General features: G+C 68.8%; 12 protein-coding genes. 5 read left to right on the plus strand and 7 right to left on the minus strand.

Annotated features, from left to right (window positions below):
- The first annotated feature begins 125 nt into the window (after window positions 1-125).
- On the plus strand, window positions 126-1,565 hold the full coding sequence (locus NJ1_RS03595) for an FtsW/RodA/SpoVE family cell cycle protein (RefSeq protein ID WP_067687849.1): 1,440 nt from the start codon (window positions 126-128) through the stop codon (window positions 1,563-1,565).
- A 45-nt stretch (window positions 1,566-1,610) separates the two neighbouring features.
- Here the strand turns inward: NJ1_RS03595 and NJ1_RS03600 are convergent, their stop codons facing one another.
- On the minus strand, window positions 1,611-2,336 hold the full coding sequence (locus NJ1_RS03600; RefSeq protein ID WP_067687464.1) for a phosphatase PAP2 family protein: 726 nt from the start codon (window positions 2,334-2,336) through the stop codon (window positions 1,611-1,613).
- A gap of 89 nt (window positions 2,337-2,425) precedes the next feature.
- Between NJ1_RS03600 and NJ1_RS03605 the strand changes: the two genes are divergently transcribed.
- Window positions 2,426-3,148 (plus strand): response regulator transcription factor, encoded by a 723-nt coding sequence (locus NJ1_RS03605; protein ID WP_067687466.1) that lies wholly within the window; start codon window positions 2,426-2,428, stop codon window positions 3,146-3,148.
- On the opposite strand, the gene NJ1_RS03610 is transcribed toward NJ1_RS03605, so the two are convergent.
- From NJ1_RS03610 to NJ1_RS03620, 3 genes are all read right to left on the minus strand, one after another.
- The gene (locus NJ1_RS03610) at window positions 3,062-4,471 is read right to left on the minus strand and encodes an ATP-binding protein (protein WP_245717195.1); all 1,410 of its coding nucleotides are present in this window, start codon (window positions 4,469-4,471) and stop codon (window positions 3,062-3,064) included. The two genes, NJ1_RS03605 and NJ1_RS03610, sit on opposite strands and share 87 nt — an antisense overlap.
- Before the next feature lie 276 nt (window positions 4,472-4,747).
- Window positions 4,748-6,274 (minus strand): condensation domain-containing protein, encoded by a 1,527-nt coding sequence (locus NJ1_RS03615; RefSeq protein WP_084477710.1) that lies wholly within the window; start codon window positions 6,272-6,274, stop codon window positions 4,748-4,750.
- Window positions 6,275-6,537: 263 nt separating this feature from the next.
- Window positions 6,538-7,716, minus strand: a complete 1,179-nt coding sequence (locus tag NJ1_RS03620) for a cytochrome P450 (protein WP_067687470.1) — start codon at window positions 7,714-7,716, stop codon at window positions 6,538-6,540.
- Between the two features lie 80 nt (window positions 7,717-7,796).
- Here NJ1_RS03620 and NJ1_RS03625 point away from each other — a divergent pair, with 80 nt between their 5' ends.
- Window positions 7,797-8,609, plus strand: coding sequence for an SAM-dependent methyltransferase (locus tag NJ1_RS03625; protein ID WP_067687472.1), 813 nt, complete (start codon window positions 7,797-7,799; stop codon window positions 8,607-8,609).
- A 39-nt stretch (window positions 8,610-8,648) separates the two neighbouring features.
- Here the strand turns inward: NJ1_RS03625 and NJ1_RS03630 are convergent, their stop codons facing one another.
- Window positions 8,649-9,068, minus strand: coding sequence for a hypothetical protein (locus NJ1_RS03630; protein ID WP_157573728.1), 420 nt, complete (start codon window positions 9,066-9,068; stop codon window positions 8,649-8,651).
- 14 nt (window positions 9,069-9,082) lie between these two features.
- Entirely contained in the window at window positions 9,083-9,931 is an 849-nt protein-coding gene (locus NJ1_RS03635) for a DUF4388 domain-containing protein (RefSeq protein ID WP_067687476.1), read from the minus strand.
- Window positions 9,932-10,479: 548 nt separating this feature from the next.
- Here NJ1_RS03635 and NJ1_RS03645 point away from each other — a divergent pair.
- Entirely contained in the window at window positions 10,480-11,688 is a 1,209-nt protein-coding gene (locus NJ1_RS03645; protein ID WP_067687480.1) for a UDP-N-acetylglucosamine--N-acetylmuramyl-(pentapeptide) pyrophosphoryl-undecaprenol N-acetylglucosamine transferase, read from the plus strand.
- 148 nt (window positions 11,689-11,836) lie between these two features.
- Complete coding sequence (locus NJ1_RS03650) at window positions 11,837-12,214, plus strand: ribosomal subunit interface protein (RefSeq protein WP_067687482.1); 378 nt, start codon at window positions 11,837-11,839, stop codon at window positions 12,212-12,214.
- Between the two features lie 148 nt (window positions 12,215-12,362).
- Here the strand turns inward: NJ1_RS03650 and NJ1_RS03655 are convergent, their stop codons facing one another.
- The gene (locus NJ1_RS03655) at window positions 12,363-13,223 is read right to left on the minus strand and encodes a helix-turn-helix transcriptional regulator (protein WP_067687484.1); all 861 of its coding nucleotides are present in this window, start codon (window positions 13,221-13,223) and stop codon (window positions 12,363-12,365) included.
- Window positions 13,224-13,236: the final 13 nt, after the last annotated feature.

Genomic DNA, 13,236 nt, shown 5'->3' on the forward strand with positions numbered 1-13,236 from the left:
TCCTCGTCCGGACGGCACCGCGGACTCGTCGCGACACACCCGATTTCGCCGCACGACCGGGCGCGTCCGCGGTGGACTTCGCCGCGACCCCGCGGCCCCGTCCCGATCCGCGCTACTTTGGTCGGGTGAGCGGATTTCGGCACCCTCCTCCCGCGGCGCAGTCCGGTGGGCGGGTTCCGCGCAATGCCGAGTTGCTCCTGTGCGTGGCGGCGCTGGGTCTGATCGCCTTCGCATACATGGCGATGACCTCCGCGACCGGCGGCGGGATCGACGGCCGGGCACTGCGCGCATTGGGCGTATTCACGGTTTTCGTGCTGGTCACCCATCTGGCCGTGCGCCGGTGGGCGGCGGCGGCTGATCCGGTGCTGCTGCCGTGCGCGGTGCTGTTGAACGGGCTCGGCCTGCTCATCATCGACCGGCTCGATCGCGCCGAGGCCGCGCTGGCCGCCAATTCCGGTACCGCGGCGCCCTCCTCCGATGCCCCGCATCAGCTGGTCTGGACCGGCCTGGGCATGGCGCTGTTCATCGGAGTGCTGGTGGGGGTGCGCGATCACACCCGGCCCGCGAAATTCGGTTACACCTGCGGGCTGGGCGGTGTGGTGGCACTGCTGATTCCGGCGCTGCTGCCCTCGCGATTCAGCGAGGTCAACGGCGGCAAGAGCTGGATCATGTTCAGCGGGTTCTCGATTCAGCCCGGCGAATTCGCCAAGGTGCTGCTGATCATCTTCATCGCGGCCTTCCTGGTCGCCAATCGCGACCTGTTCACCACCGCGGGCAAGCGGGTGCTGGGCATGACGCTGCCCCGGCTGCGCGATCTCGGACCGCTGATCCTGGTCACCTTCGTCGCGGTGCTGGTGCTGGTGTACGAGAAGAACCTCGGTTTCTCGCTGCTGGTGTTCGGCACCGTGCTGGCCATGATGTACATCGGCACCGGGCGGGCGAGTTGGCTGCTGATCGGCGTGGCCATGTTCGCGGTCGGCGCGATCATCGCGTATCAGCTGTTCGGTCACGTCCGGGTCCGGGTCGAGGTCTGGCAGGACCCGCTGGCCACGTATTACACGACCGGATACCAGATATCGCAGGCGCTGTTCGGCATGGCCACCGGCGGTATCGGCGGCACCGGGCTCGGTGGTGGCCGGCCGCAGGACGTGCCGTTCGCCAAGACCGACTTCATCATCTCCACCATCGGTGAGGAGATGGGTCTGATCGGGCTCGCCGCGGTGCTGACGCTGTTCCTGATCATCACCGTGCGCGGTTTCAGCGCCGCCCTCACCACCCGGGACGCGTTCGGCAAACTGCTCGGCGGCGGACTCGCCTTCTCACTGGGCTGGCAGCTGTTCGTGGTGGTCGGCGGCGTCACCAAACTGATTCCGCTGACCGGTCTGACCACGCCGTTCATGTCGTACGGTGGATCGTCGCTGCTGGCCAACTACATCATTCTGGCGCTGCTGCTGCGGATCTCGCACGATGCGCGCAGTGCCCCGCCGCCGCCTCCGCGACCGGTGACGCCCATTGCCGAGGACATGACCCAGCACGTCTCCCGCAAGTCCCTGCCCGGCCACTGAGCGGAACCGGGTTGCGGCGCGATCCGACACCACCCGGTCCGGGGTTCAGGGTTCCGGATCGGCGGCGTTCAGGCGGTCGGCCAGCGGTCGCAGATACGGGCGCAGGGTCAGGCACAGGGCGAGCCAGCAGCCGCCGATCAGCCAGCCGCCCAGCAGGTCGCTCGGCCAGTGCACGCCCAGATACGAACGCGACAGGCTCACCGCCAGGATGAAGCCGATGCCGATCGTCAGGACCGCGACGCGCGCGAGGGTGCGCAGGGGCGGCACGGCCAAGGCGAGCAGGATGCCGAGCACGACCGTGACGCCGAGCGTGTGGCCGGATGGGTAGGAGTAGCTGGACTCGGTGACCAGGTGATCCACGACGGGCGGTCGATCCCGGCCGACGAGTCGTTTGCCGCCCAGCACCAGGACTGCCGCGCCCATCGAGGTGATCGCCACCAGCAGCAACTGTTCCCAGCGCCGCCACCATGCCAGCAACAGGCAGGCAATCACCGCGACGGCCGTCATCGACTGGGTGTCGCCGATATCGCTGACCGCTTTCGCGAGGGTCGTCATGGTGCTCGTGCGATGGTCGACGATCGTTTGCAGCCATGCGGTATCGGGTCCGATCGGACCGTCTATCCAGACGACGTTGCAGGTCAGGATGAGTGCGGCGGCGGCCAGCACCAAGGTGCTCAGGACGCCGGACACGGGGAGATCGGGGAGACGGGGACGCCGCGTGGTCGGTGGCGTCCGGTCCTGCTGCACGGGCGACTGCGGAGTGGACAGCATCCTTCGACCCTCGCACAAGGTCGCTGAGAGGACGTTGAGAGACGGCATCGGCGCGTCGCGGCGGCAGTCCGATACGGCATGCTGATCCGGTGCGAGTGCTGGTGATCGAGGACGAGACGCGACTGGCGCAGACCATCCGGCGCGGGCTGGAGCTGGAAGGTTTCGTGGTGCAGCTCGCGCACACCGGAACCGACGGGCTGTGGCACGCGACCGAGGACAGCTTCGATGTGATCCTGCTCGACATCATGCTGCCCGGACTGAGCGGATACGAGGTGCTGCGGCGACTGCGCGAACGCGACGTGCTGACACCGGTGCTCATGCTGACCGCCAAGGACGGCGATTACGAACAGGCCGACGCGCTCGATCTGGGGGCGGACGACTATCTCACCAAACCGTTCTCCTTCGTGGTGCTGATCGCGCGGGTGCGGGCGCTGCTGCGCCGCCGCGCGCCACAGCGGCCCGCGCTGCTGAAGGTCGGTGACCTGGAATTGGATCCGGCCCGGCGATCGGTCCGGCGCGGCGCGCGGGCGATCACCCTGACGCCCCGCGAATTCGGGCTGCTGGAATTTCTGATGCGGCATCGGGAGATCGCGCTCACCAAGCCCGAGATCCTGCGCAATGTGTGGGACGCGCACTACGACGGACCGGAGAACGTGGTCGAGGTGTACGTGGGCTATCTGCGCAAGAAGATCGATACGCCGTTCGGGCGCACCAGCATCGAGACGCTACGCGGGGTCGGGTACCGGCTGGTCGAGGACGCCGGGTCCGGCGATCGGCAGGTCGATGACGAATCGGGCTCCGCCCCAGGGTGATTCGCCGATGGTGACGGAACCGCCGTGCGCGGAAACGATTTCCGCGACGATGGCCAGCCCCAGCCCCGCCCCGCCGGTGGCCCGGCCACGACCGGGATCGAGCCGGACGAAGCGGCCGAACACCCGCTCTCTGTCGGCCGGCGGTATTCCGGAACCGTCGTCGTCCACGATCACCCGAGCGCGAGTGCCGCTGTCCTCGAGCGTGATCGCCACCGCCGAACCGGCATGGGCGGCGGCGTTCTCGACGACATTGCGCAGCGCCCGGGCCAGCCGGGGCCGATCGCCGATCACCCGCACCGGACGGATGTCGGTCCGCACCGCGCAACCGCCGCGTGCCCGCAGCGCGGCTGCCGCCTCCTCGGCGAGGTCGTCGAGATCCACATCGCCCGTGCGCAATTCGAGTCCGTTCTCATCGGCCGCGGCGAGCGTGAGCAGATCGGCGATGAGGGTGCGCATGCGCTCGGCCTCGGGCAGCAGTGTCCCGGTGACGAGTTCGGCGTCGAGCACCTCGGGGCGGTCGCGCGCCAGTTCCAGGGCCGCGGTCAATGCCGCGAGCGGACTGCGCAATTCGTGGGAGGCGTCGCCCACGAAGCGACGCTGCGCCACATGCCCCGCCTCGATCCGCGCGAGCATGTCGTTCATGGTCTCGGCGAGGCGGGCGATCTCGTCCCGGGCCACCGGCACCGGCACCCGCCGTGAGAGCCGTGCCGCGCCGATGCTCGCCACCTGGCTGCGGATCGCCTCCACCGAGCGCAGCGACCGCCCCACCAGCAGGTACGTCGCCATCGCGGCCGCGGCCACCACCACGGGTCCGCCCAGTGCGATCAGGACCGCCACCCGCCGCACCGCGTGCTCCGCGGCCTCGTCGTCCGACGCCACGGCCACGGTGAACGGGCCCTCGCGGGTCGCGACCGTGCGCGCGGAGACCCGCAGATCGTCGTCGTAGTCCCCGTTCGGCTCCACGCCCGACACCTGGTTCCCCACCGTGCCCGGATCCAGCAGTGGCAGCACCAGTTTCGGGTCCGAGGCGCGAACCACCCGCCCCTGCCCGTCGATCACCTGCACCGCGTCGACCTGTCCATCGGTGCTCAACAGCGATCCCGGCAACTCCCCCGCCGAGGTCCGCGTCAGCTCTCCCGCGATGGTGTCCACCCGGGCCATGGTCGCGGAATCCATCTCCCGTTCCAGCGAGCGATCCAGGAACCACAGCATTGCCCCGGACGCGACCAGCAGCACCGCACCGAGCACCAGCGCGGCCACGATCGCCGACCACGTCCGCACACCCCACCGAGAAGGCGGCAACCACCGCGAGAGCCGATTCACGCCCTCATCATGGGCTATCGGCCGGGCGCGAACGCGTGCGACGCTCGCGCCACTGCATCGGGGGCGGGACGGCATCGCGGGCGGGACGGCATCGGGGGCGGGACGGCGCGAATTCCGTTCTTCTCGGTCCAGCCCACGTCGACGCGCGATGTCGCCGACTCCGCCCGGTTCGTATGGTCCCAGCCGCGCAACGCCCCTCCGCCCCGACGCAGCTGTGAGCCGGGACCCTTCGACGATCTGCCGGACAGGATCGGGTCGGGCAGGGCCGAGCCGGGTTCAGTGGGAGGTGGTGCGGTAGCGCGGGGTTCGGCGAGGGCGGCGGCGAGGAGTGTGGGAGATCAGCGGGGCGATCGGGCCGTCGTAGCCCGATGCGATGAGTTCGACGGTGGCGGTGAACTTTTCGACGAAGCGCACGGCGGTGTCGCGGTCGAAGCGGGCCATCGGATAGAGGAACGGGCCGGTGATGCCCGCGGGTTCGCCGGTGTGGTCGTAGTTTTCGGTGAGGCCGAATTCGAGGTCGTGCTTGGCCCGGACCACACCGGTGGGGATTTCGGCGATGCTCAGACCGCCGGGTTCGGCGCCGGGCGGGGCGGCGTCGGCGCGCTGCAGGATCAGGGTGGCCTGGAACAGGGGGTGCGAGGGGTCCTGCGGGAGGCTGCGCTGCAGGCGCGGATTGGAGGTGTCGGGATTCGCGAAGGCGGCCAGGGCAACTCGGCGCACCTGGTCGATCAGATCGGTCATGTCGGTGGCGCGATCGAGGCGAATCCGCATCAGGACGTCGTCGGCGAGGTTGCCGACCAGATCGGCGAGCAGCGGATCGTCGCGACCGGAGACGGCGGTGGCGACGGTGACGTCGGGGGAACTGGCGAAGGCCGCGACGCCGATCGCGAACGCGGTCTGCAGCAGCATGAACATGCTGGCCCCGGCCTTGCGGGCACGCTGGTGCAGAGCGCGGTGCAGCGCCGGATCGAGGTGCACCTGGATCAGGTCACCGGCCGCATCCGGCGTCGGCCCGGATGATTTCGTGCCACAGGAGGATTCGGCGCGATGGTCGTAGGGCAGTTCCATCGGCGTCGGGCGACCCACCAGATTGTTGGCCCAGTAACGCAATTGCGCGTTGGCGCGACTGCCGGGATCGTCGTACGCGCCGAGATATTCGTGCTTCCACAGCGTGTAGTCGATGTAGTCCACCGCCAGCGGCGTCCAGACCGGGGCCTGGCGGGCGGCGCGAGCCAGGTACGCGGTCACCAGATCTCGCATGAGCGGTCCGATCGACTGCCCGTCGAGGGAGATGTGATGCACGACGAGTGCCAACACCACATCGCGCGCCCCGAGCCGGTACACCCGAGCCCGGATCGGCAGATCGGTGGCGAGGTCGAAGGCGTCCGCGCTGAACTCGGCGATCCGATCCTCGAGCTCACCGGCGAAGCTGTCCACCACGTGCACCTCGACACGGGCGACGTCGGCATCGAACACCACTTGGATGGGGCCGTTGGCAGTGGCCGGATAGCAGGTGCGCAGCGGTGCGTGCCGACGCACGACGTCCTCGATAGCGGTCGACAATGCCGAGATATTCACCGCAGCGCCACGAATTCGAAACGCGCGAGCAACATTCCAGTCAGCTGAATTGCCTAGCGCCGCGGCGTGCCACATTCGTTCTTGCGCGGGAGCCAGCGGAATCCGAGGCGAGCGGGTCATGCGGCGCAGGGGTCGTGGCTCCGCCACGATCTGGAGGAATTCGTCCATGTCAGAGGGCCGTCGACGGTCCATCGGGCTCGTCCAGGTAGCGACCGGTACGAGCATCGAGGCCAACCTTTCAGCTGCCGCAACCACACGAAAAGAACCGCCGCCCAAGGATCCGGCAGCGCTGCGGGACGACAGTGCGGCAACCGTAGCAAAGCGATGGCAATGCCGCTGACCCTACGAAGGAGAGCCAGGTCACCCGTCCAGGAACGACGACAGGGCCCTCGCTGCGGTATCGGCCCCGGAACGAGAGGCGCGATACGACGGCGAGGGCCTGAAGGTTGTTCCGATATTCAGCGGGTGTTCAGAAACGGCGCCGCGCCTCAGCGCGTGGTGACCGTGGTCGGCAGACTCGCGAACCCGCGGTTGTTGGAGGAGTGGATGCGCTTGGCCTTGTCCAGGTCGATCTCGAAGTCGCCGACCTTGTCCGCGATCTCGGTCAGGGCGATACGCAGTTCCAGCAGCGCCAGATTCGAGCCGAGGCAATGGTGCCTGCCGCTGCCGAAACTCAGTGAGGCTCCGGTGTCACGATCCAGATCGAAGGTGTCCGGATCGGTGAAGACCTCCGGATCGCGGTTGGCCGCACCGGTGAGCAGCAGGATGCGCTCCCCCGCCGGAATCGTGACGCCGTGCAGTCGGACCGCCTCGGTGGTGGTGCGCAGGTTGCTCTGGGTGGACGGATCCCAGCGCATGGCCTCGCCGATCCACTCGTCGATGCGCCCGCCCAGCGCCTGCTCGCGCTGCGCCGGGTGCAGGGCCGCCGCGTTCCAGGCATTGCCGAAGGTGAGCATGGCGGTTTCGATGCCCGCGCCGACCAGCAGGATCAGCACGCCCACGATTTCCTCGGGGGTCAGCCGGTCCGTGCCCTCGGCCGCACCGAGCAGCCCGGACAGCAGATCGTCCTGCGGATCGCCGGCCCGCGCGATGGTCAACTCGGTGTAGTAGCCCACGAGCGCGCCGATCGCCTGCATGGCCTCGGGCCGCAGATCGGTGGACTCCTCCTCGGTGTACATGATCTCCATGCCGAGCTTGCGGATCATGCCGCGATCGCTCTCGGGCACGCCGACCAGCTCCGAGATCACCTCGGTCGGGAACGGACCCGCGAAATCGGTCATCAGGTCGAAGCTCTTGCGCTCGAGCAGCGGCTCGAGCAGCCCGCGTGCGATCTCCCGCAGCCGCGGCGCCAGCCCCTGCACGCGGTGGGCGGTGAAGGCCCGCATGACCAATCCGCGCAGCCGGGTGTGCTTGGGGGGGTCCATGGCGACGAAGGAGAAGAAACGCTCGGCCTGCGGACCCCAGAACGCCGGTTCCATGCGAATGCCGTTCACGCTGGAGAAGCGCTCGGAGTCCCGCAGTGCGGCCAGCACGTCCGCATGCCGGGACAACGCCCAGAAGTCGTCGGTCTCGTTGCGGTAGACGGGGGCCTGTTCACGCAGCCTGGCATAGTAGGCATACGGGTCGGCGTGCACTTCGAAGTCGTAGGGGCTGTAGCGCAACTGCATGACGGGACCTTCCAGGCGGTGCGTCGCGGCCGGGCTGTGCCGCGCATGTGAAACAGTAGTCGAGAAGAATTGGGGGCGTTGTGAACTCGGATTCCGCGGCAGCGCGCATAGATACCACGAAGCCGCATCCGGCCCGTCGATACGACTACTGGCTGGGTGGGAAGGACAACTTCCCCGCCGATCGGGAATCCGCGGACGCGGTCGCGGAGGCCTTCCCCACCGTGCGCATGGCCGCGGTGGAGAATCGCAGCTTCCTGCGCCGGGCGACGGCCTATCTGGCCGGTGAGGCGGGAATCCGTCAGTTCCTCGATATCGGGACCGGATTGCCCACGGCCGGAAACGTGCACGAGATCGCGCAGGGCATCGCCCCCGAATCGCGCATCGTCTACGTGGACAACGACCCCATCGTGCTGGTCCACGCGCGCGATCTGCTCGACAGCTCCCCCGAAGGCGCGACGGCCTATCTCGACGCCGATCTACACGACCCCGAGCGCATCCTCACCCATCCGGATCTGCTCGCGACGCTCGACCTGACCCAGCCGGTCGCGCTCATGCTGGTGGCCGTCATGCACTTCATCACCGATGACCAGCAGCCGTACGAACTGGTGCGGCGACTGTGCGCGGCCCTGCCGTCCGGCAGCCACCTGGTGATGACCCACGCGACCAGCGACTATCTCGAGGCCGAGGACGTGGCCCGGACCACCGAGGCCAACCAGCGCAGCGGCGTCCCCTTCCGGCTCCGCTCGGGCGCCGAATTCGCGCGGTTCTTCAGCGGTTTGACCATGGTCGCGCCGGGCGTCACCTCGGTGACCGCGTGGCGGCCCGAGGAGTGGCGTCCGCATCCCCGCGCGGAGGCGGTGTCCATGCTCGGCGCGGTGGCGCGAATCCCCTAGGGGCGTAGGACAATCGAACTCACAACGTGACAATCGGATTCACAACGTGCCGATGTCCTTCAGCACCCGGCGGGTCTGCGCGAAAAGCATGCCGACGTTCACCGCCTTGCGGCAGACCACCACGATCACCACATCGTCGCGACTCTCGGTGCGGACGAACAGGTGCGTCAGGTTGTCACTGTTGACCAGGATTTCCTGAAAGTAGTGGCTCTCCTGCTGGACTCCGCGACGCTCCTTCCAGATGTCTTCGATCATCACCACATTGCGCCCCTGGAAAAGATCCAGGGTGGCCGCGGCGAGCAGATCGAGCACCTCCTGCGGATGGTTGTCGACGGTCTCCACCGCCAGCAGCATTCCGGTGGACATATCGATCGCACCGGCCGCCAGACATTCGGGCACGTCGGCGCGCAGTGCTTTGACCAGCACCGCGATTCTGTCGGTCAGGCTGGCAGACCCCATAGGGCTGGATGTGTTCATTGTGTCCTTTCCGATGTCCGCACGAGGGCGGTGCGCTGGGTGCCGCGGGCGGCGGGCTGCGCGGCCCGCGGCGGGATGGTGTCGTTGATGCCGCTGGCGCCACGACGCCGGCGCGGCAGCATGGAGCGCGGCGCGGCATTGCGCGCGGGACCGTCCGGTTCTTCCGGCCCGCCGGACGCGCGTTCGGGCGGGACGACCCGCAGCAGGTCGGCGTCCAGCATGCGGACGACCTCGACGGTCACCGCGTAGAGACTGCGGCTCAACAGCATCGCGATATCGCGGCAGCTGCGCCGCCCGTTCACCCACACCAGGATCTCCTGTTGCTGCGAGGAACTCGGAACGCTCAGCGCCATCCGTCCGGAATCGTTGAGCACCAAAAGATTTCGGTGCGGAGACACCCGGCCGTGCGCCAAGGCGCGCAAACGCCGCTCGGTCTCGAGCAGCAGCCAACCCGGATCGATGCCCGGAACCCGGGGCGCGGGGTCGCCGGTCCCGCTGGGCCCCGCGGGCGGATCCTGCCAGAAACAGCTGCCGATCCAGCCCACCGTGATGGCGAACAGGCCGTCCATCGCCGCCATCATCGCGACCACGCGCAGATCCGCCGCGCCGGTGCTGGTGCGCCCGGGACGCGAAAGCAGTTCGCGCACACCGGGTGCGCCGGGTGAGTCCACCGCGACGATGCGGCCGTGCTCCACATGCAGATCCCCACCGGGTTCTCCGGTGACCCGCAGCACGCCGCTGCGAGCGGTGGCGTCCGCGTCCGCCAATTCCCGGATCAGCTCCTGGGCCGATTCGCGCCCGAGTGCCGGCAATCGCCCCGGATCGGTGAGGGATTCGGTCGTCATGCTCGAACTCCTGAAAATAGGCGTGCGGAAGCAAACGTTTTCGCGGTCGGGAGCGCACAACGGGTGAGACGGGGCCGGTTTCGGAAAACGACACGCCTGGTGCGCATTTCAGCGACGGACCCGTTCATCGGAGTTCGCCGTGCGGGAATATCCTGACAGCACAGCAGTTTTGGAGCAACAGTTTCCGGGCAATTGATTACCTAAGTCCCAATGGGAACCGGCCGGTCGACATTGCCGCCCGGAAACTTCTGGCGACCGACCGATTCCTCGGTCGGCGATCGCGATCGATGTCGCGGTCCGCGAGCGCCGCCGATCCGGCGAGGCGAGCCGGATCACCCCGAATGCCGATGATGCCGTCGACCAGCCGCAGGACGTTTCCGATCTCGCGCCCGAACCGCTCCACGGCCGCTGTCGTCGCGTTCGAGCGACCACGGATCCCGCACCCGCGCTAGCCTGTGCGGTGCGCCGATCGGCGCCGCGAGTGGACCAGCGCCACTCCCGGCCCGGCCCCGGCCCCGAGTCCGAAACCACCTGCAGGAGGCCCGTCCATGCCGCGTCCCGACCTCGACCGCACCTCGATCCTGCGCCGCCTCGGCGAGCGTGGCGAGGTCCGTGTGATCGTCGCCGGCGGCGGCACCGGCGGGCACACCTACCCGGCCGTGGCGGCCGTGCGCGCGCTGCGTGACCTGGTCGCCGAGGCGGGGGCCGGCGCGGAGGTGCTGTGGGCGGGCGTGCCGGACAGCCTCGAGCAGCGCGTGGCGGCGGAGAACGACGTCGAGTTCACCGCAATCAAGGCGGGCAAGCTGCGCCGCGATCGCAACCCGCTCAAGATGCTCAATGCCGCCAATGCCCGCGATGCCCTGCGCGTGCCGGTCAGCGTGCTGGCCGCCCAGGGTGTGGTCCGGCGGTTCCGCCCGGACGCCGTGCTGTGCACCGGCGGGTACGTGTGCGCGCCGATCGGCATGGCGGCCGCGCTGCGGCGGCGGCCGCTGGTGATTCACGAGCAGACCACCGGCATCGGCAAGGCGAACCTGCTGCTGGCCCGGATGGCCGATCGCATCGCCCTCAGCTCGGAGGCGTCGGTCGATCTGCTGCCCGCACGGGTTCGCGAGCGCGCGGTCGTCACCGGCAATCCCATTCGTCCCGCGCTGACCTCCGGTGATCCGGCCGCCGCCGTCAAGGCGCTGGAATGGTCGGGCTACGTTCCGGGACTGCCGACGGTGTACATCACCGGCGGCGCCCAGGGCGCGGTGCAGATCAACGAGCTCATCGCGGAGCTGCTGCCCGAACTCCTCAACGCCGCCAACGTGATCCACCAGTGCGGCAAGCTGTCCTACGGGCGCGTCAGCGAGCAGGCGGCGGCCCTTCCGGCCGAAGTCCGGGACCGCTACCTGGTGCGCGAATTCCTCGGCGCCGAACTTCCGGACGTGCTCGCGCTCGCCGATGTTGTCGTATCACGTTCCGGCGCGGGCACTCTCGCCGAACTCACCACCCTCGGCAAGCCCTCGGTCCTGATTCCCTATCCGCATTCGGTGGGCGGTGAGCAGATCCGCAATGCCCGCATCCTGGCCGACCACGGCGGCGCGCGCGCCCTCGTCGGCCAGGACGCCACCGCCTCGAATCTGAACACCGCACTGAGTGAGCTGCTCACCGAACCCGCCACCCGCGCACAGGTTTCCGAGGCCGCGCGCGCGATGGGACATCCCGAGGCCGCCGAAGAACTCGCCCTGACCGTCCTGGATCTGGCAGTGCGCTGACGACCCCGTGTTTGCCACCGGATCGCGCGGGCATACCACGGGTCACACGGGTGACGGGGTGAGCTTTCCGACCCCACACCGCCCGTGAATACGGGTAGTGTCGAATTTGCCAGCTAGTCCTCGGCAATTCCGAGAGAATGGAGATGCCATGCAAATCCAGGTCTTCGCCGACAAGCACATCGGTGGCGGCGCGGCGTTCATCGAACACGCACAGGACACCATCGGTTCCGTGCTCGATCGATTCGCCGAGCACCTCACCCGGGTCGAGGCCCACGTCACCGACGTGAACGGTCACAAGGGCGGCCCGGACGACAAGCACTGCAACCTGGAGGCGCGCCCCAAGGGCCAGCCACCGGTCGCCACCACCCACAAGGCCCCCACTGCGGAAGAGGCCTACATCGGCGCCGCGGAAAGCATGGCCAACCTGCTCGACAGCCGCTTCGGCAAGCTGCACCACGCCAAGGGCGGCGAATCGATCCGGCATCTACCGGTCGAGGAATCCGTCCAGCAGCTACCGGTCGAGTGAACCGGGGGGCCCGCCGTGACCGCACGGCGGGCCGGCCCCGGGTCCCGTACTCAACCTGTGCCACAGCCTGATTCGTGAATGTCCGAGCCTGAGTCGTGAACAACCGACCCCATGCCGCACACCCGGCGAGTTACGGGAGCAGGCCGAGTTACGGGAGCAACCCGAGGCGGCGAGCCCGGGCCACGGCTTCGTGCCTGGTGTGTGCGCCCAGCTTGATCATCGCACTGCGCAGGTAGCTCTTGACGGTTTCGGCGCGAAGCGAAAGTCGCTGCGCGGCTTCCATATTCGTGCAGCCCAGGGCGATCTGCGACAGCACGTCCAGTTCACGCGGGGCCAGGACGATGGATTCGTCCGGAAACGGAGTACCGGAGATCAGCCGGGCGAGCTTGTCGGACACCTCGCGCAGCCGCAGCCGTGACTGCGCGTCCGACAGCGATTGGCCGATCCCCCGCAGTTCCGCGTGCAGGTCCCGCAGTTGTTCGGTGAGCACCGCGTCGATCGGGGCCCGGGCCTCACGGGGAGCCTCGAGCCGGAGCCGTCGATCCACCTCGTCGCGCACGGCGAGTTCCACCCCGAGCCGATGCCCGGCCCGCACCATCTCCTCGGCGATGCGATCCCCGAGCGGCCCGGTTTCCCGATTGGCGACGTACAGCACCGCCCGGGCCTCACCGCTCACCACCACCGGGACCGCGACCACCGCGCGCAGACCCTCGCCCAGCACGGGAGTGTCGTAGTGGTGGGTGATGGTGGAGGCCGAGCGGTAGTCGGCCACCGAGCGAGGCGCGCGCGTCGCGACGGCGGCCCCGCCGAGCCCCGAACTGGGCGCGACGATCAGACCGCGCATGCCGTTGGTGCGGGTGCCCACGAATTCGCTCAGGACCAGCGATCCCCGGCTCACCTCCCCACCGAACACCACCTGGGCCCTGGATACCGTGGCGATATGGCGCAGCTCGGCCCGCAGCGCGTCGGCGTCGCGGGGACGCAACAGGCCGTCGGGGGCCGGGGTCATCAGGTACCCCTTT

The sequence above is a fragment of the Nocardia jejuensis NBRC 103114 genome, assembly GCF_001613145.1.
GTDB classification, from domain to species: domain Bacteria; phylum Actinomycetota; class Actinomycetes; order Mycobacteriales; family Mycobacteriaceae; genus Nocardia; species Nocardia jejuensis.

Excerpts from the sequence above, each read along its gene's own strand:
- NJ1_RS03600 (WP_067687464.1), bottom strand. The coding sequence starts at position 2,336 with ATGCTGTCCACTCCGCAGTCGCCCGTGCAGCAGGACCGGACGCCACCG.
- NJ1_RS03615 (WP_084477710.1), bottom strand. The coding sequence starts at position 6,274 with ATGCTCGTACCGGTCGCTACCTGGACGAGCCCGATGGACCGTCGACGG.
- NJ1_RS03620 (WP_067687470.1), bottom strand. The coding sequence starts at position 7,716 with ATGCAGTTGCGCTACAGCCCCTACGACTTCGAAGTGCACGCCGACCCG.
- NJ1_RS03630 (WP_157573728.1), bottom strand. The coding sequence starts at position 9,068 with ATGGGGTCTGCCAGCCTGACCGACAGAATCGCGGTGCTGGTCAAAGCA.
- NJ1_RS03635 (WP_067687476.1), bottom strand. The coding sequence starts at position 9,931 with ATGACGACCGAATCCCTCACCGATCCGGGGCGATTGCCGGCACTCGGG.
- NJ1_RS03645 (WP_067687480.1), top strand. The coding sequence starts at position 10,480 with ATGCCGCGTCCCGACCTCGACCGCACCTCGATCCTGCGCCGCCTCGGC.
- NJ1_RS03650 (WP_067687482.1), top strand. The coding sequence starts at position 11,837 with ATGCAAATCCAGGTCTTCGCCGACAAGCACATCGGTGGCGGCGCGGCG.
- NJ1_RS03655 (WP_067687484.1), bottom strand. The coding sequence starts at position 13,223 with ATGACCCCGGCCCCCGACGGCCTGTTGCGTCCCCGCGACGCCGACGCG.